Raw genomic sequence first — 22,369 nt, 5'->3', positions numbered from 1 at the left:
TCGCCAAGCATGCGCGATCTGTCGCTGCGAATTCGCTTGACGTATAGGAACAAATGGCTCGGCATTATCGTGCCATTGAACCATCTCCAGGAGCCCTTCCCTTGCGCGCGATCCATGACCTGTCCGGCCTGATCAAATATGCTGGGCGCGAACCCTGGAAGACACGGCTTGAGGAGTGTCTGGAAGAACATTTCGGACCGGCGCCCGACGAGCTCGATGTCGATTTCGACGAACTGCTCGACATTGTTGGCCCGCACTGGGAAGGTCCCTTGTGGGGCTGCGCGTTCGAAGACCTGATCGGGCGCGAGTTCGATGGCGAAAATCTCGCCGACGATTACCTGAAGCGACGTGGCTGGAACGAAAAGGCCTCCGTCAAAGCCTATATCAAGGCCCTGCGTCAGACACCGATGTCACTCTACGAAGTGAGCGACATTGTGCTAGGCAAGTCGATGCGTTTGCGCGACCTGCTTCAGGACGGCGAGCCTGTCACCGTTGAGGAGCGCAGCGCGAGCAGCAGCTTGCACAACTGGGACCGGATTGCCACGCGCCTGATCGTCGGCCGAGGCGGCGCCGTCATTTCTGGAGCCTTGCTGGCATTTAGTCCGGATGGCAGCGAGCAGTTGATCGATGGCTTTACGAAGATCGGCGCCAAGCCCGACCCGGACTTTGATTTCGACGTAACCGACCGCGCGGTGCTGCTGCGCCACAGCGCGCCCGTGATCACCTCGACCTGGCTGCTGGACGCTGCCGGTGTCATGGGCCCGCCGATGCCCAATCTGGTCAACAGCGACGGCGATGACATTCTTTTCCATCGCCTGGTTTTCCCATTGCCCAAAGGCGTGACACAAAAGCAGATCGCAGCCCGTTTCCAGACCCTGCCCACCTTGTCGCCCGCTTCCGCCAAATTCTGGAATTGGCTGGAAGACAAGCGCGTCAAATCCAGGAGGTCCGTGCAGCCCGGCGGGCAAGTGCTGGCATCGACCATGGACGATGGCTCGACGATCCTTGGAAATGCCGAGCTGGCGGGACGTTTCCTGACGATCGAGATCAACAGCGCCGAACGCGCGCAGCGTGCCCGGGACTTCTTCATCCCCTTGCTGGGCGATCTGGTGCAGGCACCTTTGACCGAGATCCGCACCGTTGCCCAGATGATGGCTGAACAACGACAGGAGCGCGACGAAGCCGCCGAGCCGGAGATCCCTGCTGCGGAGATGCAGCGCATCGTTCGCGACATGATGGACCGACAATACCGACAGGTTCTCGACGAACCGGTCCCAGCTCTGGGTGACAAGACGCCGCGGCAAGCCGTCACGACCAAGGCCGGGCGCACACAGGTGGTGGAATGGCTGAAGTACCTAGAGAACGGGACCGCCAAATCCGGCAACGAGCAGATGGCCGGTTACAGCTTTGCCTGGATGTGGGAAGAATTGGGCGTAGCCAACCTGCGGCACTAGATCGGCGTGACCATGTCGCACGCGCTGCAAAGGCTCGCTGAAGGGCAGGCGAATCATGCCCCACGACTTTCCGCGATAATTTCTCCACTTCGCATAAGGTTCGAAGCCGCTGTCTGGACATGCTGAGACCGCGAACCCGAGCGCGGGCAGACAGTCTGTAAGAAGCCGCGCATATCGGACAAGAACCCTGTCACAGCCTTTTGAAAACCCCGGATGTTCCCGATTTGTCAGCCCAACTTGGCTGCCAACGAACATAGGCCCCACATGCCGGTTGGTCTGCAATGAAGACGCAGATAGGTTTCAGCAAGGAACAAAGATCAACCGCCTTCTCCGATCCCGTCAGCTTTTGCGCTTGAACTCCTTTCGTTGGCCCGACGAAGTCGCAGCGCCATTGCCTCCAAGAATACGCGAACTCGTGACGGGATCAGAGTACGTGCCGGCAGAAGTGCGCAAACCGGTGCCGGGGGACTACTCCACTGCGGCAATACCCGGATCAGACGTCCTGTGCGCAAGTCTTCAGCCACATCGATCAGTGACTTTAGTGCCAATCCGAAGCCGCCAGTCGCCCAATCGCCCCAGACTTCACCGTTGTTGCATCGTAGTCTTGACGTAACCGTAACCGATGCCTGAGATCCATCAGGTCGCACAAGCTGCCACAAGCTACCGTCACCGTCATGCAAACAATCGTAGTCCAAAAGACCCTCTGGAGAGCTAGGGGCCCCCTTCCTTTCAATGAATCGCGGAGATGCAACGATTACACGGTGATTATCAGCGAGCTTGCGCATCACCAACCCTGGCGCCTGAGGCTGACCAATTCGGATAATCACATCGAGTCCCTCGTCAATCAAGCCGGAAAGCCGATCGGTGAGCGACAATTCCATTTCTAAATTGCCGTGACGCTCGACCAGTTCCTGACAGACTGGCGCGACATGTGCCCGCCCCAGCGCGACCGGCGCGTTGATCCGTAGGAGCCCCTGCGGCTCAAGCTCCCCTTGAGCCAACATGGCTTCCGCTTCGCTCACTTCAGCCAATATGCGCTTTGCACGTTCCAAGAACCTTTGGCCGTCTGGCGTTAACGCCAGACGGCGGGTACTGCGCGCGATCAGCAGTGTTCGCGTCCGCGCCTCGAGCGTGGCCAGGCGCTTGCTGACCACACTAAGCGACAGCCCCATGGTTTGAGCTGCCCGAGAAAGACTTCCTTCCCCTGCGATACGCACGAACGTACGTATCTCATTGATATCGTCCAGCATCCATTGTTTCCATTTGACGGAGAGTCTTTTCGGCATCTGCCCCATAATAATCCAGCAGGAAATTATCTACCTCGTCGGTTACCATGCTGAACTGGAGCCAACCGTGCCCTCATCTCTCTTTGAACCCACGACAATAGGCGAAATTTCATTGCCCAACCGCATTGTCATGGCCCCAATGACACGCGCGCGAAGCGCCCAGCCGGGCGACATTCCCAACGCCCTTAATGCCGCGTATTACGCGCAACGCGCATCTGCAGGCCTAATCGTGACAGAAGCCTCGCAAATATCGCCTCAGGGAAAGGGCTATTCCTTTACGCCAGGTATCTACTCACCTGAGCAAATTGCTGGCTGGCGCACGGTGACGGACGCGGTGCACTCCGCCGGAGGCCGCATCTTTATTCAACTCTGGCATGTCGGGCGCATGTCACATCCGGATTTTCACGAAGGCGCGCCGCCCGTAGCGCCTTCTGCTCTCGATTTCGAAGGCTCCGTCTGGATGGCCGATCCTTCGACGGGCCAAGGCGCCATGGTTGCATGTCCACGCCCACGAGCGCTGGAGCAAGCTGAAATCAGGTCGATTGTCGACGATTATGCATCCGCGGCACGTAATGCGATGCGCGCGGGTTTCGACGGAGTCGAGATTCACGGCGCCAATGGTTACCTGATCGATCAATTTTTACGAACCAGTTCCAATATCCGGACTGATGAATACGGGGGGTCGCGTCAAAATCGCCTCCGTTTCCTCCGCGAAGTGGTGAGCGCCGTCGCCGAAGCGGTAGGCCCCGGACGGACTGCAATCCGTCTTGCCCCATTTCTCACTGCAAGGGGAATGGCCTGTCCGGACATTCTGCCCACAATCCTGGAGGCTTCCGACTTTCTCCAGGCTAAAGGCATTGCTTATCTGCATCTCGTCGAAGCGGACTGGGACGACGCGCCTGAATTTACCGAGTCCTTCCGAGCCGACATCCGTGAGCGCTTTCAAGGTCCCATCATCGTCGCCGGGCAATACGACCTCGCTAAGGCAGAGTGGATCCTCAACAGAGGTTATGCCGATCTCGTTGCGTTCGGCAGACCTTTCGTCGCGAATCCCGATCTTCCGGTTCGCCTGGCTCGCGGGATTGCCCAGGCCGATCTTGATCCCATGACCCTGTTCGGGGGCGACGCGAAAGGATATACCGACTATCCTCGCGCAACGACGACGAGCATGGCAGAATAGACACATGAATTTCCTATCTTCCAAAACATTGCCGCAGATCGATCGCCGCACAGCCCTTGCCTCATCATTTGCTGCCGCCACATTTATCGGCACCGGCACACCCGCCCTATCGTTCAGTGAGACGCCATCCTACCAAGCCCCGATGCGAGCGCTCGGGATTGGGCTTGAGGACTGGCCCTATCCGGGCGAAGTCCGATTTCATCCGCTAGTCATGGAAGGCGAAGCTGTACGCATGGCGTATATGGACTTCGCCCCGACGAGCACGCCGAATGGGCGATCGATCGTCCTCCTTCATGGAAAGAACTTTGATAGCAGCTATTGGACGGCACCGATCGATTGGCTTCGCGCTGCGGGATTTCGGGTTGTCGTCCCCGATCAGATCGGCTTCAACAAGTCATCCAAGCCAGCTCTGGCCTACACCTTCGAGGGATTGGCTCGCAACACCCTGGATTTGATCGGCGAACTGAAGATTGGGCGTTTCAGCATGCTGGGCCATTCCACCGGCGGCGCTCTGGCAGTTCGCATAGCCAGCATGGTTCCTGAACGCATTGAGCAACTTGCCCTCGAAGATCCGATTGGCCTCATAGATTATCGAAGCTTCATTTCGCCTCAGGAAACGTCCACTCTGGTCTCCGCAGAACACGCATATTCTGCGGAAAGCTACCGCAAATTCATTGGGCACTTTTTCCCTCTCCTTGATGCGAAGGAATATGAGCCCTTCGTGACCTGGCGCATGCGCGTTTCTCTCTCGGGCGAATTCGACCGCTTTGCCCGGGCATCTGCGCTGACATACCAGATGATTTATCGCGAGCCGGTTCGTCCGCTCTACTCGTTGCTAACGATGCCAGTCTTGTTGACCGCTGGGACAGCAGATCGTTCTGCGCCTTTGGTAGGATACGCCACGCCAGAAGCGCGTGCGCGAATGCCAGGTATCCATGAGGCTGCACAATCCGCCGTAGGAGACCTGATACACGGCCAATTCGTTTCGTTTCCGCAAGTTGGCCATGTACCCCATATGGAGCGGCCTGAGCATTTCCGGGAGGCATTGCTCAGGTTCCTCGCGCCTTGAAGACGCGTGGAACGCCGCGGAGCCCCCCCTTTTCCTACTTTTGCGATCGTGCAGTACATACTAACTCACCAAAGCGCGCGGGATTCCAGCCATGCCTCGACCTCGCTCAGGCGAAATCGAGGACACCTTCGGTATTTACTAAGGCCACTGCCCAACTCGTATTCACGGGGGAAACCGGCAGGTCGACATTTTCGAAGTCTGTCGATCTGACGACGTGAGAGGCGTGCCAACTGGGCGAACTCATCCGCCGTGACAAAACCCGAATTGCCTCCCGGATTGGGGCTTTGACCAAATTGCGAACGCTCAAGCATGAGCATTTGTCCAGTGGATACCGTCCATCACAGTTCTTCTCGAGAGAGGGGCTGATCGCTGGTCACAGGAAAGACCTCGATGCCGAAGCGCTTCCTCAGCTTGCGCGCCACCGCATCGGCATATTTGGCCTGGCGCGAAGATGTTGGGCTGTGATAAGCTCCGACCGCCTGCCAGTAGGTCTTGCTCGTCCGTAAACCAGCCAAGAAAATCCATCTGGCCGCCTGCACATTGAAACAGGCGTCACCAGTCAGCCACTGGCGGACTTTGTCAGGAGGACGCTGCGTCAGTCGCGCGAGAGGCTTTATCCAGAAGCTGTTGATTTGCAGTGGCCCAAGATCGTGGGTCCCGTTCGCGTTCGCGATTTCTGCACCAATCCATCCCGCTTCCTGATCGCGCAAGCCCCATAACGTCCGTTCCAACCAGAGCTGCCCGCCTGCCGCTTCATGAATGCATCGACCGATGATGGCTTCTTGTGCTTCGTCCGCCGCTCTTCGAGCCAACACAGGCGTCGACCAGCAACACACATCAATCCAAAGCACGCAGCTAAAGCTGGCAACGAGAGCCAGACTGCACTTAGCGTTCATGGTCACCTCCTTGCCGCTTAGCAGAGTTCTGGCGGGAAGTGCGAACTGGTTGCGAAGCATTCTCTTCTGGGCGCGCTGATTCGTCTCGTCTCTGACTTCGATCGAGCAGCGTGATGAGCCAACGGTCCAGAAAGGACGCAGCGGATTGCGCCCGGCCTGCAATACGCAGCGCCAATCCATCGGGCGTCCTGATATCCTGCGACCTGGAGCGGGCTGCCATACGCTCTTTACGCACCGCACGATCTTGGCGCTGCTCTTCTCGAAGTCGGCCCCATCGCTCTGATTGCCGTGCCGACCGCCCCTGGACGCTGTCACGCTCGATCCTGCCCAATCCTTGAAGCGCTGAGGTCTTCTCACCCGATCGCTGCTTGAGCTTTTCGACCAGGCGGTCACGGTCCTCTGTCCAGAGTTTCACGCCGAACCGGGCACGAGTGATGGCGGTGTAGTAATTCTGACCGGTTACCAGCGGCGAGTTCACCGGCGCCAGTACATAGACCCGGTCATAGGTTTTGGACTGGGCCGAATAGACGGTTTCGCCATAGCCATGATCCCAGTTCTTGTGCCGGGAGAGATCAACCTGCTGACGCCGACCATCGCGGTCCCAGACGATGGTCGCAACCGTGCCCTCCATTCGCTCCACACTGCCGCGCTCGGCGTTCTTGAGACCCAGTTCCTTGTTGACCAGCCGCCACTGGATGCGGTCGCCTGCGGCAAGGTCGCGCTTCTCGTCCAGAAAGACATTGAGCTGCGACGCGCGGCCAAGGCGCGGATCCCAATGAATGATCCGCCCGTGCTCATCGACCAGATCGACCGTCGGGCGCCCCCGCGCATCACGCCCGGTGCCGACGACCTTGTATTCGGCGTCCCTGGCTATCCCCAGCCCCGCATTGTCACGGGCGAAAACCACGACTTGCCCGCGCGCATAAAAGCGCGCGAAGTGCTTTTCCTGATCGGTCATGCCCGAAGGCGACAGGATCGAAAGCCGGACTTCCTCGGCCGCAAGGCTGCCTTCGGCCTTCATCGCTTCGCGGACCTTGGTGTTGACGATTAGCCGCGTGGCGTTTTCCAGCACCAATATGTTGGTCTTCGCGCGCTTTTCCGGGCTGAGCCTTGTCCAGTCCGCAACCAGCGCGGCGGCCAACTTCTCGCTCGCGTCCCCGGTGGTGACCTTGTCCAGTGCGCCAAGTGAGCCGTCATAATTCTGAAGGCGCGCCAGTCGCACGGCCTGCGTCATCTTGTCGGTCTCCTGCCGGACCGGCTCCTTGAGCTCGGCTCTGGGCATCCCGAGGCGCATCATCAACCAGAAAGGTTTGCCCTGCTCGATTGCGCCGGTTTGCCGGGTGTCGCCAAGCAGGATGAGCCGTGCACCAGTTGCCCGGCTGATCTCAAGCAGGCGGAGGGCCTGACGGTTCCCCAGCTGGCCCGCCTCGTCAACGACGAGGACATGAGTGTCATCGAGCCTGGCGCCGCCGGTGGCGAGCAAGCTTGCCACTGTGCGCGATTCGATAGCGGCTTTGTGTCCCAGTTCCGCCGCGGCAGAGGATGTCGGCGCAAGGGCAATGAGAGTAGCCCCCTCGCCTGTCGCTTCACGCAGCGCACCGATAATAGTGGATTTACCGGAACCGGCGACGCCATGCACCGCAACCACCCGGTGATCAGTGAGGCCGATATGAACGAGCGCACCTCTCTGTTCACGCGTGAGACTGTGGGCGATCCCGGCGTCGCGCAGCGCCTCGATGCCGGCGAGCGGGCTGGCATCGTCAAGCGCAAGTGCCAGATGGTCTGATAGCGCCAGTTCGAGGCGAGCGGTCTTTCGCGATGTCCGCCCGCGTGTATGCACCTCGTCGCCTGTAGGGTACCGCGTTCCCAGAAGCTTTTCCCGCGCCTGATGCTCCTCGACCAGAGGACGGACGTCAGCAAGCCGCACCTCGCCAACATGCGAGGCCAGCGCCGTTTGCAACAACCGCCCAAGATTGTTGACGGCCTCCTTGCCTTCCGATTGCCGCAGGCCGAACAGCATGGCGCGGGCCGCCGTTTGCGCATCGACAGCAACTGCACGCTCGCCGATCTTCTCGGCCTCAACGCGCGTGCCCTTTACCGCGTCGGCAAACTTGCCCAGCCGATCGCCCCATTGCCGGTGTAGATCGTCCAGCGTGGCTTTCTGTTTTGGACCACGCGTCGCATAGAACGCCTGCTGGCGCGCGGCCTGCCCGTTCAGGCCGTTTTCCTTCGCGTGGGCATCAATCTGCTCGGCGCGCTGGGACATTTGCGCGATCAGGTCTTTGGGAACTCCGGTAATCTCGAACAGCCCGCGCCGGGGATCGAACTCCACTTCATACCCGCGCTCCCAGAGGAGATGGGCCAGTTCATTGCGATAGACCTGCCCGGCCGCCATCTGTTCGGCGAACATGGCGCGCGTCTCAAGGCTGACCTTCTTTGCTCCGTCCTGCTCGTCGGTGATGTTCATCACGACCACATGGGTGTGAAGATGGGGATCGAGTTCGCGCGAGGCATGCTCTGTGAAGCGTGCCCAGACCAGACGCCCGGTTGTCCTCTCGGTCACTTCGCCATCGACGCGATGGCGCATGTGCGCATGTTCTTCGAGATAGGACAGCGCGGCGGTGACAGCTTGTTCATGCGCGGCAATGATCCGCTCGTCGCCCGCGACCAACGCCATGATTGATACCGACTTGGGCGCGTTGACCGCAAAGTCCCATCCTGGATGATGCTGAACCTCGCCATTGGCGCGGCGCCGTCCAAGCTGCTGATCACCGATCCTGCCGGCGAGCAGATCCTTGAAGACGGCAGGGTCGACCTTGCCCTCCAGCCCGAGTTCGGCGGCAATCTTGCCGCCCCATTCCGAAGGCTCGGTGGCGCCCTTGGTGTAGTAATCGCCGACCGTATAGTAGCGGGCAATGTTTCCGGGCTTCCCCTTGAGGCGGATCGGATTGATCATGCTGGCCTCGAGCTGTTGCGCGCACCGTCACGGCGGCCATGCTGCTTCAGTCGGAAGCCCGCAGGCTTGCCATAGAGCTCGAGGGGCGGCGGTACGCTTGGCGACTTTCCATCCTTCTCCGGCGCGTCGGAGCCTGACGTCGGGTCCTTATCCGCAGTACGATCGTCAGAGGCTTGGTTCTCCGCTGGCGTAAGAAGCGGCAGCTCCGCCTCCTTGGCCTTGGGAGCGGTGCGCCGCCGCCTGGGAGGCGTGGCCTTCGGCCTTTCAGGTGTTGCAGGTACCGGTGCCGCAGGCGGCGATGGCTCTGCGGAAACGATCATTCGAAGGGGCGTTCCCGTCCGCTCCTCGAACGCTTCGGCAATGGATACCACCTTGTTGTACCCGTCCTCAAAACGAACCACAGGCAGGTTGCGCCCAAACCGCAGATAGCCGGTGAGGTTTGGCAGGTTGGTAACCTCGGTATGCATGACCAGGGGCCGGGTCACCTGCATGCGCGAGAGGTTCACACCGTCGCGCATATCATTCACGCCATAGGACATGCCCTCGTTGGCCTCGACCTGCTCGACCTGTCCCAGGTTTTCGCTGACATGCTTCGCGGTGGGGGTGTCGTTTGCTCGTAGAGCCACCCAAGTCGAGCAGTAGCCGGTGATGGCCGCGGCATCCTGGATACCGTACGTCGCTTCGAGCTGCGGGTAGCTCTGAAACCCGAGGATGCCGCAACCGCCATATTTGCGCGCACGGGCGAGGAAGTCGCCAAGTGACGGCAGGCGCTGGAGTGTGGGCAGTTCATCGATCACGCAATAGAGGCGCCGATTGCGATCGGGCGTCATGCTCATGATCGCGCTGATCGCAATGTCGAGCCACACCGTGATCAGGGGACGCAGTGAGGGAAGCTGATCCGCCTTAACGGTGATGAAGAGCCAACTGTCATCTCTTTCGTTGGCGACCCAGTCACGGATCGAGAAGCCATCGGCGGTATCGTCGAGATAGGAGAAGCTTCGCATCACGGAGGCAAGCTCGGCCTGAATTCCCGCGCTGGTCCGCTCCCCCTCGGTCGAGATGAAGGCCGCCGCATCGGTACCCGCCGCAAAGGCCGCCAGATCCTTCAACCGGGAGCGCAGCAAGGTGTCGAGCAGGATCGAGACCAAGGTGCGTTCCTGCCGTGCAAGCTTCCTCATGACGGCGACGAGCGTGCCGCGTGCGGCCTTCGCCCAGAAGGGATCTCCTGCCTTGTCAGGAATGGTGGACTCGGCGATCTGGTCGTAATGATAGTCGCGCGGCACATCGACCCAGGGCGACCAGCAATCCGCCCGCGCATCGAGCGGGTTGAGCAGGACATCGATCCCCGGTCGGTAGAACTTCTCAACGAAAGTGCCCGCCGTATCGTAGACAATGGCGCGCCGACGCCGCTTGCGGATCCCGTCGAGCATCTTGACGATGATATTGGTCTTGCCGGTACCCGGGGCCCCGCAGATGAGGATATGCTCCGGCTCGAAGGCATCGGGCACATTGACCCCGCCAATGTCGAAGCTGCCTTTGGAGCTGCGCCACAGCGCCCTGCGGACCTGCCGCGCGGTTCCGAACCGGGCCCCGCGCAGGAACTGGTTGGAGCCGAGGCCCTTTCCCGTGCGGGTGAAGTAAAACCAGGCCCATCCGAGCGTGACCAGGGCGAACAGGCCGGAGAGCGCCGCACCATGGATGAGATAGACCTCAAAGGCGTGGAGTGTCTTATGAGCAAGGCCGGAATCGATCAGCGCCCTGGGGCTGGTCCAATATTGCTGACCCTGCGGCGTCTTGAACAATATGGGGGTGACGTTCCCCGGCACCGCGTCCCCCATCAGGGTCGCCTGGCCCAGCTTCATGAGTACGAAGCGTTCAAAAGCGGACGACTTCTCCAGCGCATACCAGAGGGTGCCGCCGATCCAGATTGCCAGTCCCGCGAGCAGGGTCTGGAAGAAGACCTGCGTGGTCATGCGCACATTGTGAACGATGGCCTGCCCGCCCCTCGTCCAGGAGCCGAGCGTATCGTGGCGAAAGATGCTCATGACCGGTCCTCCGCGCCGTCGAGGAGGCCCCGTTCGTGGAGAAGCCGCCGTGCCTCGGCCAATCCCTTCTGGAGGATGTCGGGCGACCGCTCGCCGACCGATGTGGCGAGAATGGCGAAGGCCTGGATGAGGGTCGCGTGGACCTCATCGAAGCGGGCATGATAGCCCGATGGATCGGTTCCCTCGAAGCGTTCGAGTATGTCGCGACAATAAGTCGCGGCGCCCAGACCTGCACTGCGCGCCTGCACGGTGAGGCGTGCATAGAGGTCGTCATCTATGCGGATGGTGATGCGTGCCACGTGGCGGACTCCTTGTCCGACACGCCAGAAACGTGGTGAAGCAGCATTTTTTTAGCAAAATTACTTGGCGATCTCAACTATTTATGAAAACTGCCGGTGGCAGCCGGAAGTTGCCAAGCCGGATCAATGTTGTAGTCGATGCCGGATTACGTCGCGGCTGCCGGCGGGAGCCGCTCAGTGCCAAAGCGGCTGCCACGCTGCGCCGGCGCAAAGCCGCAAAAACCCTGGCGATTCGCGCCCGCAGCACCCGTGCGTGGGGTGCATTACATCCGCCTCCGGCGTGCGTCCGGCCTTCCGCAGCGCGCTTGCCCGCTGCGCCTGCCGATTTTGGTTCGGGGCGGCTTTTTCGGCTGGGGGCTACGTGCGGCTGTAAACCCTTCCTGTTCAGGGGCTGGGGGCATTGCACGGCGGCGCTGCTTGGGGAATAATCGGCGCTGGCGGACAGACCTCCTTGCAGCAAGGAGTCGATGACAATGCCCAAGATGAGTGAGCGGGAACGGTTGGCGAAGATCGAGGCCGACCAGCGCAGACTTGCCAGCGAAGCGGAAACGGTCCGACGCACGGTGCGCGCGCATTATGGGAAGCTCGTCGCGCAATTGCCGGTAGAGCACTTGAGCGAACGCGAGTTCCGCGATGTGCTGGGCCAGGCGATCCGGGTTGGCGGCGTCGCTGCGCTAGCCGCCTTGAAGGCGCTGCCTATCCTTGGCGACGGGGCAAAGTCTCTAGCTCCCCCTGCAAAGACCCGCACGTCGCCGCGTGGCAAGACCGGCGACGTTCACCCGGGACAACAGAGCGGCCCGGCGGAATGAGCGAGAAGGAACCGGGGCGGCGGGCCGCTCCGGTTCCCTTTGCCTTCGCGCCGGGTGGCGGGTCAGGCGGTGATCACGCGGCGCTTGCGCCGGATGGGCGCGGTGGGTTCCTGATCGGTTTTCAGGAAGACATGGGTGGGGACGCGGCGACCGTGGCTTGGGTTGAACAGGTCGTAAAGGCTCGCTTGGATGCCGGAGCCTTCGCATAGCAACGCCTCAACCGGCTGCAGTTCGGCAATCGAGCGATTGCGCTTGAAGGCTTTGCCGTTGCCGTGCCCGTGGAGGCCGAAGGCGATGCAGACCACCCCGCGCTGTTCGGCCCAAGCGGCGGCAGCGGCGTCCACGCCAAGGCGCTGCCCTGTAGTGACAAGCACCATATGGGGAATGCGCGTCCTGATCTGGTCGAGCCGGGCCCAGATTATGCGCCAGTCGTGCCAGTCTTTGGGACCGGAGACGACGACGATGGGGCCTTGCGGGTCGTAGCGCTCGCGCCGCCGTTCAGACCTCGCGCGCAGGAAGTCGAGAACGGCGATCTGACTTGCGGTGGTGACGTGGGACGCCCGCGATCCCTTGGCGGGGGACCACGGTCGGCCGGTACAGGCGCGGAACATGGCGGCGGCATAGTCGCGCATGGCTTCCATGGCGGCGCGCTGCTCGGCAACCGACTGGCATTCAAGCTGGGTGTCCTCCAGTTCCTTGTTGAACACCTCGCCCGGTTCCAGACGACGGGCCATGTCGCGCAGGGTATCGGCCAGCCTGTCCTCGCGGCCTTCCAGTTTGCTGGCCACGAAATGGAAGCTGTTGACGAAGCCCCATGCGATTTCGGTGGCGAGCGGTTCCAGTCGGGTGTCGGTCAGAAGGTCGAAAATCGCGGCGATGATGCCGCCGCATTCGGCTTGTGCGGCCAGCGGATCGGGCATCAGAAATTCCCCCGGTTCCTCACCTGCTTCCACGATGGTGAGCGGGAGAGGATCGCCGAACGAGGCGATAAAGTCGGGGGTGGCGGTAAGTTGCTCGTAGAGTTCCGGCAGGTCGTCAAAGCTGCTATTGCTGGCCAAGGCCGTTGGCTTGCTCATGGGACGCACTCCTTATGAAGGTTGACGGTTGAGGACCGGGGAAGCGTTGCAGCGCTCCCCCGGCCCGTCTCAGTGGCTTGGCTCAGAACGGGATTTCATCGTCCAGTCCGCCCCCATTGCCGGTATATTCGCCGCCCGGCCCTGCGGTGCTGCCACCGGAGAAGCCACCGCTGGTGCGCACGCCAAAGCCCCCGGAGCGATAGCCGCCACCCGAGCGCCCGCCGTAGTTGCCGCCCTGCCCTTCGCGCTCGCGTTCGCGCCGCCACTGGACGTCGAAGCCGCTCGTCTCGTCCCCGAACAGGGCGATGGGCAATGGCTCGCGAAAGCTGGGATCATCGACCATGCCGGACAGGAAAATCTCGTCATTGGAGCGCATCTTGCGTTCCCAGACGACACCGATCTGGATTTCGTCGCCTGCCCGGTTGGTTTCGTAGATTTCATAGACGGGGGCGCTGTCGCTCTGTCGATCTTCGACGCGGCGCATGATGAGATAGGGAAAACGCATCTCGCGCGTGGCGATCTTGCCAATGATGTCGCTTGCGCGTTCGTCGAACTTGAAGCTACCGATCTTCATGACTTCATCCTTTCTCTTGCATGTGGACCGCTTCTTTTTCCCGGCCACAAGAGAACTCTACACCAGCCCCATAAGACTGCTATCGTGTTGTTTTCTTGACAAAAATCCATCGTATTTGGTGAGCCTGAGCATCGAACGGCCGCGCCAGCGGCCCACCAACGGCAAAGACGCACCGGCCGCACGCGCGGCCGGTTCTGCTTGAACGGACAAGGGAGCGTGGGCCGGCTTGCATGTCATCGCACCCGGAGCCGCCCTCGCAGGTCCGAAGGCGCAGGAGCGGGCTCTTGGCCACAACAGGCACGGGAGGGGCTTAGCGAAGCCTGGCGAAAAGGGGCCGGCGCTTCTTCAGGTCGAACAGACGCCGCCGGCCCCTTTTCGCCTGGCGCAGCTTGGCCGCGACGCAACTCGTTGTGGCCGAAACCGGTTCTGCAACGCGCGGACCCTGCGAGGCGGCGAAGGGGGTGATGGCATGCTGCTGGCTCCACGATCCACATCGCGCGGCACGCGCGATTCCTTAGGCGAAGCCTGAAATGGAGCAGGGATAACGGCGCAACGCGCTCACGCCGACGTGTCGCCTACCAAGCCGATGACCTGCGAAAGGGATCGTGACGGCGTCAGCCGCCAAGACCCCATGAGGGGCTTGGTCGCAGCGCAGCGGAGATAGAGCCCGGTGCCCGCCCGTGCGGGCATTCGCCTTACGGCGCTGCCTTGATCTCTTCCAGGAGGCTGGCGCAGGTCCTTGTCCGACCTGGCCCGCTTCACGGATTGGATCAGGGCGCGACGTTTCTCCCCGCGATCATCAGCCTTCGCGAAAGGCTTGTCGAAAAGGCCCGTCGGCGCGGACCGACTGGACTTGGGCGTGCGCAGAGCCCTCCATTCCAGTCGCGTCTTGGTCCCTTCGCCGGACGCGACCGCAAACCAGCCCTCCTCCCACAAAAAAAGAACCTGCTGCCGTGCGCACGGCACGGCAGCAGGTCGATCGCAGGATGTGAGGGTGGGACGCGATCAGTATGAGTTTTGAGAAGTCTCGATCGCCTTACATGTGGAACGAGAGCTCGAGCCCGAAGGTCCGTGGACGCAGATGCGCGTTGTAAATGGGCGAGGTGGTGTTGGCCAATGTCGCTCCATTCTCGTTCGTCAGGTTTTCAACGAAAGCCCGCAAGCTCCAATTCTGGGGAGCATCCAGGGTAAAGCTGGCCCGGACCGTATCGATGGTGTCGGAGTAGACGGCCACCCGTCTTGTGCCGTTGAGAGTGACCGCGCTTTGCGGCGAGATCCGGTTGCCAGCGACAAGGAACGTGCCCGTGTAGTCGCCTGGAAGATCGAAGCGATACCGCGCCGACAGTCCGACGGTGTACTTGGATGAATTCGAAAGACGGTCGCCCTTCGCGAACAGGATGGTGCCGCCAGACGCCACATCTTCATCAACGGTCAGGTCGTTCCAGCTGACCTGTCCCGACAGGGAGAGGCCATAGAGCGGGTTCAAGGTTGCCGAGACATCGACACCAGGGCCGCTTGCCGAAGCCGCATTGAGCACGGCCACACGGCCAACACCGTCGACCGTGACGCGGATGGGCATCTGGACGTCCTTCCAATCGATGTAGTAGCCGGACACGTCGTAATCGAACAGGCCGTTGAAGAGCCGGCCCTTGGCACCGATTTCATAATTGCGCAGCTTGTCCGGGTTCGCGGCCGGAAGATCCGGCGCCGCAGCCTTGACGGCCGGGAGTTGTTCGAAGCCCGAGCGGAACCCCTGAGAATAGGAGGCGTAGAAATTCGTGTCGAGATCGGGATGCCAGGCCAGGATGACTCGGGGTGTGGTGGCCTTGAACTTGCTCTTTGTGTAGACGTAGGAGGAAGGAAGCGTGTTCGAAATGTGCGACTTTTCGTCCATCGTGACCGTGTCTTCGAAGTGGCGAAGGCCGCCGGTCAGTTCGAGCCTCTTATCGAAGAAGTAGCGTGTAAGTTCGCCAAAAGTCGCCCAGGATTGCGATCTATAATCGATCAACTGGGGATAACGATTAGTGGGATTGTCGGTGGTGCCGTCGCCCGAATAGAACTGGGCGAAGTGCGTATCGCGCGCATCCCGGTAGATTCCGCCAAGGGTGTATTTCCAGGGGCCGTCCGACGTCGAGGTCAGATTGAGCTCCTCGGAAAATGTCTTGGCGTGGAACTGGAACTTGAGCACGTCGGAACGGCCGGCGGGTATCTGATCAACGTTCGATTCGGTGAAGTACTTGATGTAGCTTGTGCTGCTGCTGAGCGTCACCGGATCGAATTCATAGGCCGCCTTGAGCCCATAGATATCGAACTTCGAGGTCGCGTTCTCGACGTCACGAAGCGGACTGGTGCGGTTGTTTGCGGACGTCGCGGACGAATCCGCATTTTGCCGTGACAACCAGAGCGACCCGGTCAGGCTCAGGCGATCGGTGGGCTGTGCGCCCAGTTTGAAACGATAGGTGCGGCTATCGAAGCCATTGGCGTTGTTGCGTGACGGCTTGTCGATCCAGCCCCCCATGTTCTGGTAGCTGACCACGCCGCGCACGGCGAGCGTTCCTTCGATAATCGGCACGTTGAGGGCAGCGTCCCCACGCAGGTTTCCGCTGCCGTGCTCGGTCTCGGAAAACGCGACGCGCCCCTTGAGGGCGAAGTCGTTGAGATCGGCGTCGTTGGTGAGAACACGAACCACGCCATTGAGCGAACCAGCACCGTAAAGCGTGCCTTGGGGTCCGCGCAGGACCTCGATGCGGCTGAGATCGTAGACGTCGAGATCCGGAACGCTGGCCGTACGAACGAAACCAAAGGGCGCAGAATCGAGATAGTACCCGATCGGCGTCGAGCCGGAGTTGTATGCGCCGGCAGCCGCGACACCGCGGACGGCCAAGTTCGGGCTGGCCGGTTGACCCGAGTTCGTGGCGACGATGCCCGGGACCGAGTTGAGGATGTCCGCCACGCTCTGCGAGTTGGCTTTATCGAGGTCTCCTCCCCCGACGACGGACATCGACACGGGTACTTGCGCGAGCTTTTCCTCACGCTTTTGCGCGGTAACGACGATTTCTCCGCCTTCGGCCTCCTGCGCGTGCGCCAACGAGGCCGGTACGGCCACGACCAGAAGCGAGGTCGAAGTCATAAATATTCGATTACGGATTTTCGATTTAAAGATATACATTTTTGCCGATCCCTGTTTTGCGCCCCCCGATATTGAGTGAGAGCCATTTTTTTAGTTGCGATCTGCGCCGCCTTGTTTTTTCTCGATTAATGCGTTCATGATTGCAGTGACGACAATCGATAGCTTTTGGGCGCGTCGCAATCCGGATTTCGCAGCGCAAAGCCCGGACAATCCGAAAATGGCGACAACTCACGAGCCCGCGCGATGACGACTCGCTCGTCAGGATCTCCTGGTCAGCCCTGCTCCCGATCGCGAGAATGCATTCCGTGTACAGTGTCGGAAAGGAACCCGTTCATCCCCAGCCAGGTATGAAACTGCTCCATCCACAAGGCATTCGTCTCCCCCTTGCGCCCCGCGCCAAACCCGTGCCCGCCCTTTTGATAGAGGTGGGCCTCGACGGGCTTGTTTGCCTGGCGCCAGCTGTTGATGATGCCCAAGTCGGTGTTTCCGAACACCGGGTCATCGACAGCCAGGGCGGCGAAGAGTGGCGGGGCGCTGGCGGGTACGTCGACCGCAATCATCGGTCCATAGATCGTTGCGGCAAAGTCAGGACCTTTTCCGGCTGGCGCGTGCAGCGCGAGGTCTCGCGACAGCCGAGCGCCTGCCGAGAAGCCCGCCACACCAACGCGCCGAGGATCGATTCCCCAACGCCTCGCATTGTCGCGAACGACCTGGAGTGCCGCGAGCCCGTCTTCGAACGCGTAGTCGGGCGTTTCGGAAGCGTGCGGGTCGGCAGCGACCAGCTTGGCGATGTTGTCCATCTCCGCAAGGAAGCGTGATCCATCGCGGGACGTCGCCCGCAGCCGATATTTCAATACGAAGACCGCGATGCCGCGGGCCGTGAACCATTTCGCGACCCTTTCACCCTCGGCCTCAATGGCGAGCATGCGAAACGCACCTCCTGGCGCGAGCACGATCGCGGCACCGGTGCCCTTGCCCTTGGCGGGCAGATAGGGCGTCAACGTCGATGCGTGGACATTGCGCACGCTCAGCCCGCCCTTGCGCACGAACCACACTTCGGGGCTATCGTCGGCACGGGCCGGGCTTTCGAGCAGCGTGATTGCGCCGGCACGGCCCGGCGGGCGCACCTCGCGATATTGCGCGGTCGGTTCAGCGTCGGCGTAGCTCGCACCGGAGGCCAGACATGCAAGCACCGAAGTGATCGCCAGGGCGGATCTGGAGATCCGCCCTGTGTGCGCGAACACGCCGGTCATTGGCCCGGTTCCTGCCAGCGCATGTCGAGGGTGTAGGGTTCGGGGTGTACGCCCGAATCGTCGATGTCGAAAGACATGAGATCCTGGCCGACGAGGAAGGTTCCGTCGTACGCGGCCTTGATCCGGCTCTCGAGTTCGCCAAGGGTTGCGCGCGCGACATTGCCCTTGCTGTAGAGAGAGATGTGCGAAAAGACGGCCAGCTTTGGATGTGTCTTGGCCAGGATGCCTGCCGCAGTCTCGGGGTTGGCAAGATATTCGTAGAAATGATGGACGTAGGCCGGTTCGGCCTTTTCCAGTTCGCGGCTGCCGATTGCAACGGAATGGATGAGCATATCGACGCCTTTGGCCTGTTCCAGCAGGTTGGGCGCCAGAGTGGTGTCGCCGGACAGAACCACCGAATGCCCGGCGTAGTCGACGCGGTAGCCGTAAGCGGGTTTGACATGGCCGTGATTGACGAGGAAGGCGGTTACCTTGACCCCGCCTCGGTCGTAGACGACGCCTTCCTGCAACAGGTGCGAGGTGATCTTGAGCGCGGATTCGTTCGTTTCGCCGCCGGTCAGGCGTATCCGGTTGTTTTCGGTGAACATCATCTCGATGCCGGTGGCAAGTTCCGTCACACCGGTCGGACCCCAGATTTCAAGCGGCGAGGCCCGCCGGCCATCATCTGTCGGCAGAGGGGCACTCGCGTATAGATCGGGAAGGCCGGTGAGGTGATCGGAGTGCATATGGGTGATGAAGACGGCATCGATCTTCGAGAGGGGAACCTGCTTTTGATGCAGGCGGATCGCAACGCCTCGCCCGGCATCGAACAGCAATTTCTGCCCACCCGCTTCGACAAGCGTGCTCATGCCGAACCGATTGATGTTCAGGATGGGCGTTCCTGTCCCGAGCAGGCTGACGCGCATGTCCTGCGCGTTCGCTGTACTGATGGTCATCGCGGCGCACAGAAGCGCGAAAAGTCCTCGAAGCATGTGGTCCCCTTAAGGTCTTGGTGTGTGACAGATGGATCGGTCGAACCTCGCGACGGCCGACCGCACGCATGGTGGCGGCTGAGGCTCTTAAATCCAGCCCTCTGTGGGAAAATCGGTGTGGCCTTTCTGCAGCATCCGGCGCAGCGGGCGAAATGCTCGGGGGGCATCGATCGCGACTGCGCCGACAAGCCGGCCGGTGTCATCGAGGAAGGCCCAGCACCTGGCATCATGGGACACGCCCGGATCGGTCAGGACCGTGCGGCCCAGCTCGGGATTTCCGCAGATCTGGATATTCTTGCCATACTGGTCGGACCACAGCCAGGGCAGCGTATCGTATTCGCAATCGTGACCAAGCGCAGCCTTGGCCACGACGATCGCTTGCTCCTGCGCGTTGGCCCAGGATTCGCGACGTGTGGGCAGGCCCGCCCATTTGCAGTCGAAGCGCGCGACGTCACCTGCGGCGTAGATTCCCGGGATCGAGGTCCGGCCCCGGCTGTCGACCAGGATGCCGTCGTCCACGGCAATGCCGGCATCGCGCGCGAGCCCGTCGAGAGGCACATTGCCTATTCCGGCGACCAGTATGTCGGCATCAAGCCTACTGTCATCGCAGAGGGTGACCTCGACCTGGTCGTTGCGCTCGCAGTACGATCTGATTTTGGCGTTGAGGACGATCTCGACGCCGTTGTCGACGTGCTGGTCGTACAACCATTGTGAGACCACGGGTGGAACCGAGCGTGCACACAGGCGCGTGCCCACCTCGAGGATAGTGACGTCCAGACCACGACTGCGCGCGCTGGCGGCGACTTCCAGGCCGATCCATCCACCACCGACGACGACCGCCCTGTTCGCCTGGCTCATGGCCTTTGCCATGGCCGTTGCGTCGTCGAGCGTGCGCAGCACAAATGCCCGTTCGCTCGTGTCGAAGCCATGGGGTAATCGCGCCGCGCTTCCGGTTGTAAAAAAGAGCTTGTCGTAGACTTCGACGGAGCCGTCGAGGCAGATGACTTCTTGTGTCGCGATATCGACCCGATCGACGCAGCAGTTCAGCCGCATCTCTATGGTCAATTCGTCGAGAATATCGTCGGTTATCAGCCAGGCCGCTGGTGCGAGCTTTCGCCCCTGCAAGATATCCTTGGACAGCGGGGGGCGCTCGTAAGCGGGATGCGGCTCTTCGCCGAGAAGGAGAATACGCCCCGCGAATCCCTCACTCCGCAAGGTTCGTGCAATCCAGGCGCCAGCCTGGCCGGCGCCGATAATGACGTAGGTCTCGTGCGAAGGGTGCTTGGTCACGTCACAGCTCCACTTCGACCTGTCCGTCGACGATCCGAACCGGATAGGCCGTGACCGGCTCGGTGATGGGCGCCGAGCGCGGTTCGCCGGTGGCGATGGCGATCAGGCCCTGATGGAGGGGGCATTCAACGCAGCCATCCTCAACGAACCCGTCCGACAATCTGGCGGCGCCATGCGAGCACAGGTCGTAGAGCGCGTAAATCGCACCACCGATCCTGAACAGGGCCAGAGGGGTTCCCTTTGCCTCGGTGGCAAAGGGCGTATCGTCCTCGATTTCGCTTTCGTGTGCGACAGCGTACCACATGGTCATGGTTTCATTTCTCCGGGGTCAGATCGGCAGCGCGAGAAGCGTCTGGACCCGCGACGTGTCAAAGACACAGTGTTTTTCCTTGAAGCGCAGTTCACCATCGATGCGCACGACGATGTCGCGGTAGGTGCCGGCCTGGTAGACCGTCGAGACGCCCTCCAGGCTCGTGCTGATGACGAGGTAGTTGCATTCCATGCGAATGGCCTCGCCGTCCTGTTCGAAGACAAGACCGGAGAAAAAATGCCTGTACACGACGGGGGCGAAGATATTGGCGTGACGCAGCGAGATCACACGATCGCGCAGCATGCGCTTGTTGTCGCAAAGGATCAGCGGCGCCGGGAAGCCGTGGTCGACATTTTCCTTGGGAATGATCTGGTAGAGGCAATCGTCGACGAACAGATCCGGCCAGGCCTCGAGCCTGTCGGAATCGAGCGTGGAAATATAGAGGTCCTGAAGGGCGATCAGTTCGGCCCGTAGCGCCAGGTTCTGGTTGGTCATGCGCCCGCTCCCGTTGCGACTTCCCCCATGAGATTGCGATAGCCGGTCCAGAACGAGCGAATGAGCTTTTCGGTAATCAGGGTGTCTGTCTGCCCATCCTGATGCTTGGCCATGTTGATGTACGAGCGAGCCGCACCATCCCGGACGGTGCCGCGCTGCACCAGTTCGGTGGCTTCGGTATCCTCCATCGAAATGTACCCGGCCGCACCCACGAGGTTGGCTTGCTTGATCCGCAGCTTGCGCAACTCGGGGGTGTCGTCGGCATACCCGAAGAAGTGGAAGACCAGCTCGAACTTGTCCGGCCCCTTGGGCAGCAGTTGCCGTGCGACCAGGGTGTTGTGGATCTGCTGGACGACGAGCTGCGGGAAAATCGGCTGGATGTGATTGGTCGCGACGACCTCGAATTCCTCGATCAGGGCCAGGATACTGTCGTCCTCGAGTTCGAAACCTTCCTGATAGGAGCGGATCTTCTGCTCCTTGTAGTCGGCCCCTGCCTCGGCATCCTGGTTTTCCTTGATGGCCATGATGATGCTGTGCAGCCCATGGTTTTCATCGGTTTCGCAGTGCGCCTTCATACCGACCCGGAAGATGTTGAAGGTCGTGTGGAAGAGGTGAAGGAGGCTGGCGTGGTAGGGGTCCTTCACGTTTTCCATGTACAATTTCCAGTTCGAGTTCGCGAACTGGCGGGTGCAGCCCAGGTATTCGACGGGCTTGTGAAAGACGCGCTTGATGTAGCCGCCCATGGTGGTGCCGATGTACTCTTCGAGGGGCACTGTCTCAGCGCTGAAGGTGGCAAAGACGAGGCCGCGAAAGCTTTCGACGCGCAACTGATGCAGGTTGTGTTCGGATGGCTTGAACTCCGGCGGCATGCCGGCCTGCCCCTTCTGGCCGCGTCGGAACGGAACACCCAGAAGGTTGCCCTTGGTGTCGAAGCTCCACTGGTGATAGACGCAATTGTGCGATGTCGCGTTTCCGCGAAGCTCACGACAGACCATAGCGCCGCGATGCGCGCAGCGGTTGACCCAGGCCGCCAGCCCGCCGTCTTCGGTGCGGGTCATGACGACCGGTGTGTCGCCCACGAAGGTGCTCTTGAAGTCACCGATATTGGGAATCTCGGCTTCGAGGCCGAGGAAATTCCACACCGGCCCACGAAAGATACGTTCCTGCTCGAGGTCGTAGATTTCCTGAGAGCTGAACACTTCATAAGCAACCTGGGAGCCATCGGTACTTACCAGCTCCTGTGGATTGAACACTTCGTCGATCATAGTTACTTCCA

Annotated in this window: 18 protein-coding genes; 4 read left to right on the top strand and 14 right to left on the bottom strand. The window is 61.0% G+C overall.

Going from position 1 to position 22,369, the window contains the following annotated elements:
- Positions 1-101: 101 nt before the first annotated feature.
- Positions 102-1,454, top strand: a complete 1,353-nt coding sequence (locus HT136_RS03540; RefSeq protein WP_246543313.1) for a DUF7986 domain-containing protein — start codon at positions 102-104, stop codon at positions 1,452-1,454.
- Positions 1,455-1,771: 317 nt separating this feature from the next.
- On the opposite strand, the gene HT136_RS03535 is transcribed toward HT136_RS03540, so the two are convergent.
- Positions 1,772-2,749, bottom strand: a complete 978-nt coding sequence (locus HT136_RS03535; RefSeq protein ID WP_214197893.1) for a LysR family transcriptional regulator — start codon at positions 2,747-2,749, stop codon at positions 1,772-1,774.
- 58 nt (positions 2,750-2,807) lie between these two features.
- On the opposite strand from HT136_RS03535, the gene HT136_RS03530 reads away from it, so the two are divergent.
- The gene (locus HT136_RS03530; RefSeq protein ID WP_214197891.1) at positions 2,808-3,920 is read left to right on the top strand and encodes an alkene reductase; all 1,113 of its coding nucleotides are present in this window, start codon (positions 2,808-2,810) and stop codon (positions 3,918-3,920) included.
- 4 nt (positions 3,921-3,924) lie between these two features.
- Positions 3,925-4,989 (top strand): alpha/beta fold hydrolase, encoded by a 1,065-nt coding sequence (locus HT136_RS03525; protein ID WP_214197889.1) that lies wholly within the window; start codon positions 3,925-3,927, stop codon positions 4,987-4,989.
- A 338-nt stretch (positions 4,990-5,327) separates the two neighbouring features.
- Here the strand turns inward: HT136_RS03525 and HT136_RS03520 are convergent, their stop codons facing one another.
- Genes HT136_RS03520 through HT136_RS03505 form a run of 4 tightly spaced genes read right to left on the bottom strand, consistent with a single transcriptional unit; the run spans position 5,328 to position 11,185 of the window.
- The gene (locus HT136_RS03520; protein ID WP_246543312.1) at positions 5,328-5,885 is read right to left on the bottom strand and encodes a lytic transglycosylase domain-containing protein; all 558 of its coding nucleotides are present in this window, start codon (positions 5,883-5,885) and stop codon (positions 5,328-5,330) included.
- On the bottom strand, positions 5,875-8,841 hold the full coding sequence (gene mobF / locus HT136_RS03515; RefSeq protein WP_214197887.1) for a MobF family relaxase: 2,967 nt from the start codon (positions 8,839-8,841) through the stop codon (positions 5,875-5,877). Before mobF ends, HT136_RS03520 begins: the two co-directional genes overlap by 11 nt.
- Positions 8,838-10,886, bottom strand: a complete 2,049-nt coding sequence (locus HT136_RS03510; RefSeq protein WP_214197885.1) for a type IV secretion system DNA-binding domain-containing protein — start codon at positions 10,884-10,886, stop codon at positions 8,838-8,840. Before HT136_RS03510 ends, mobF begins: the two co-directional genes overlap by 4 nt.
- Positions 10,883-11,185, bottom strand: a complete 303-nt coding sequence (locus HT136_RS03505) for a hypothetical protein (RefSeq protein ID WP_214197884.1) — start codon at positions 11,183-11,185, stop codon at positions 10,883-10,885. The genes HT136_RS03510 and HT136_RS03505 overlap by 4 nt, the downstream gene beginning before the upstream one ends.
- 473 nt (positions 11,186-11,658) lie before the next feature.
- Here HT136_RS03505 and HT136_RS03500 point away from each other — a divergent pair, with 473 nt between their 5' ends.
- A complete protein-coding gene (locus HT136_RS03500) occupies positions 11,659-11,994 on the top strand; it encodes a hypothetical protein (protein WP_246543311.1) in 336 nt (111 codons plus the stop codon).
- Between the two features lie 62 nt (positions 11,995-12,056).
- Here HT136_RS03500 and HT136_RS03495 read toward each other — a convergent pair whose 3' ends face one another.
- The 9 genes from HT136_RS03495 to andAc all read right to left on the bottom strand — a co-directional run bounded on the left by HT136_RS03495 (position 12,057) and on the right by andAc (position 22,358).
- Positions 12,057-13,070, bottom strand: coding sequence for a DUF2493 domain-containing protein (locus tag HT136_RS03495; protein ID WP_214197874.1), 1,014 nt, complete (start codon positions 13,068-13,070; stop codon positions 12,057-12,059).
- A gap of 82 nt (positions 13,071-13,152) precedes the next feature.
- Positions 13,153-13,644, bottom strand: a complete 492-nt coding sequence (locus tag HT136_RS03490; RefSeq protein ID WP_214197872.1) for a DUF736 domain-containing protein — start codon at positions 13,642-13,644, stop codon at positions 13,153-13,155.
- 1,036 nt (positions 13,645-14,680) lie between these two features.
- Positions 14,681-16,813 carry a TonB-dependent receptor gene (locus tag HT136_RS03485; RefSeq protein ID WP_214197870.1) on the bottom strand — a complete coding sequence of 711 codons (2,133 nt, stop codon included), beginning with the start codon at positions 16,811-16,813 and terminating at the stop codon, positions 14,681-14,683.
- Positions 16,814-17,046: 233 nt separating this feature from the next.
- Positions 17,047-18,027, bottom strand: coding sequence for an alpha/beta hydrolase (locus HT136_RS03480; RefSeq protein ID WP_214197868.1), 981 nt, complete (start codon positions 18,025-18,027; stop codon positions 17,047-17,049).
- On the bottom strand, positions 18,024-18,998 hold the full coding sequence (locus tag HT136_RS03475) for an MBL fold metallo-hydrolase (protein ID WP_214197866.1): 975 nt from the start codon (positions 18,996-18,998) through the stop codon (positions 18,024-18,026). Before HT136_RS03475 ends, HT136_RS03480 begins: the two co-directional genes overlap by 4 nt.
- Before the next feature lie 87 nt (positions 18,999-19,085).
- Positions 19,086-20,288, bottom strand: coding sequence for an NAD(P)/FAD-dependent oxidoreductase (locus HT136_RS03470; RefSeq protein ID WP_214197864.1), 1,203 nt, complete (start codon positions 20,286-20,288; stop codon positions 19,086-19,088).
- 1 nt (position 20,289) lies between these two features.
- Positions 20,290-20,598, bottom strand: coding sequence for an anthranilate 1,2-dioxygenase ferredoxin subunit AndAb (andAb, locus tag HT136_RS03465; protein ID WP_214197862.1), 309 nt, complete (start codon positions 20,596-20,598; stop codon positions 20,290-20,292).
- Positions 20,599-20,616: 18 nt separating this feature from the next.
- Positions 20,617-21,093, bottom strand: coding sequence for an anthranilate 1,2-dioxygenase small subunit AndAd (gene andAd / locus HT136_RS03460; protein ID WP_214197860.1), 477 nt, complete (start codon positions 21,091-21,093; stop codon positions 20,617-20,619).
- A complete protein-coding gene (gene andAc / locus HT136_RS03455) occupies positions 21,090-22,358 on the bottom strand; it encodes an anthranilate 1,2-dioxygenase large subunit AndAc (RefSeq protein WP_214197858.1) in 1,269 nt (422 codons plus the stop codon). Before andAc ends, andAd begins: the two co-directional genes overlap by 4 nt.
- Between the last annotated feature and the right edge of the window lie 11 nt (positions 22,359-22,369).

The sequence above is a fragment of the Novosphingobium profundi genome, from assembly GCF_018491765.1.
GTDB classification, from domain to species: Bacteria; Pseudomonadota; Alphaproteobacteria; order Sphingomonadales; family Sphingomonadaceae; genus Novosphingobium; species Novosphingobium profundi.
This window is presented reverse-complemented; position numbering and strand designations above follow the sequence as displayed.

Bases quoted from the DNA above. Each gene is read 5' to 3' on its own strand.
- HT136_RS03535 (WP_214197893.1), bottom strand. From the start codon at position 2,749: ATGGGGCAGATGCCGAAAAGACTCTCCGTCAAATGGAAACAATGGATG.
- HT136_RS03525 (WP_214197889.1), top strand. From the start codon at position 3,925: ATGAATTTCCTATCTTCCAAAACATTGCCGCAGATCGATCGCCGCACA.
- HT136_RS03520 (WP_246543312.1), bottom strand. From the start codon at position 5,885: ATGAACGCTAAGTGCAGTCTGGCTCTCGTTGCCAGCTTTAGCTGCGTG.
- mobF (WP_214197887.1), bottom strand. From the start codon at position 8,841: ATGATCAATCCGATCCGCCTCAAGGGGAAGCCCGGAAACATTGCCCGC.
- HT136_RS03510 (WP_214197885.1), bottom strand. From the start codon at position 10,886: ATGAGCATCTTTCGCCACGATACGCTCGGCTCCTGGACGAGGGGCGGG.
- HT136_RS03500 (WP_246543311.1), top strand. From the start codon at position 11,659: ATGCCCAAGATGAGTGAGCGGGAACGGTTGGCGAAGATCGAGGCCGAC.
- HT136_RS03495 (WP_214197874.1), bottom strand. From the start codon at position 13,070: ATGAGCAAGCCAACGGCCTTGGCCAGCAATAGCAGCTTTGACGACCTG.
- HT136_RS03490 (WP_214197872.1), bottom strand. From the start codon at position 13,644: ATGAAGATCGGTAGCTTCAAGTTCGACGAACGCGCAAGCGACATCATT.
- HT136_RS03485 (WP_214197870.1), bottom strand. From the start codon at position 16,813: ATGTATATCTTTAAATCGAAAATCCGTAATCGAATATTTATGACTTCG.
- HT136_RS03480 (WP_214197868.1), bottom strand. From the start codon at position 18,027: ATGACCGGCGTGTTCGCGCACACAGGGCGGATCTCCAGATCCGCCCTG.
- HT136_RS03475 (WP_214197866.1), bottom strand. From the start codon at position 18,998: ATGCTTCGAGGACTTTTCGCGCTTCTGTGCGCCGCGATGACCATCAGT.
- andAb (WP_214197862.1), bottom strand. From the start codon at position 20,598: ATGACCATGTGGTACGCTGTCGCACACGAAAGCGAAATCGAGGACGAT.
- andAd (WP_214197860.1), bottom strand. From the start codon at position 21,093: ATGACCAACCAGAACCTGGCGCTACGGGCCGAACTGATCGCCCTTCAG.
- andAc (WP_214197858.1), bottom strand. From the start codon at position 22,358: ATGATCGACGAAGTGTTCAATCCACAGGAGCTGGTAAGTACCGATGGC.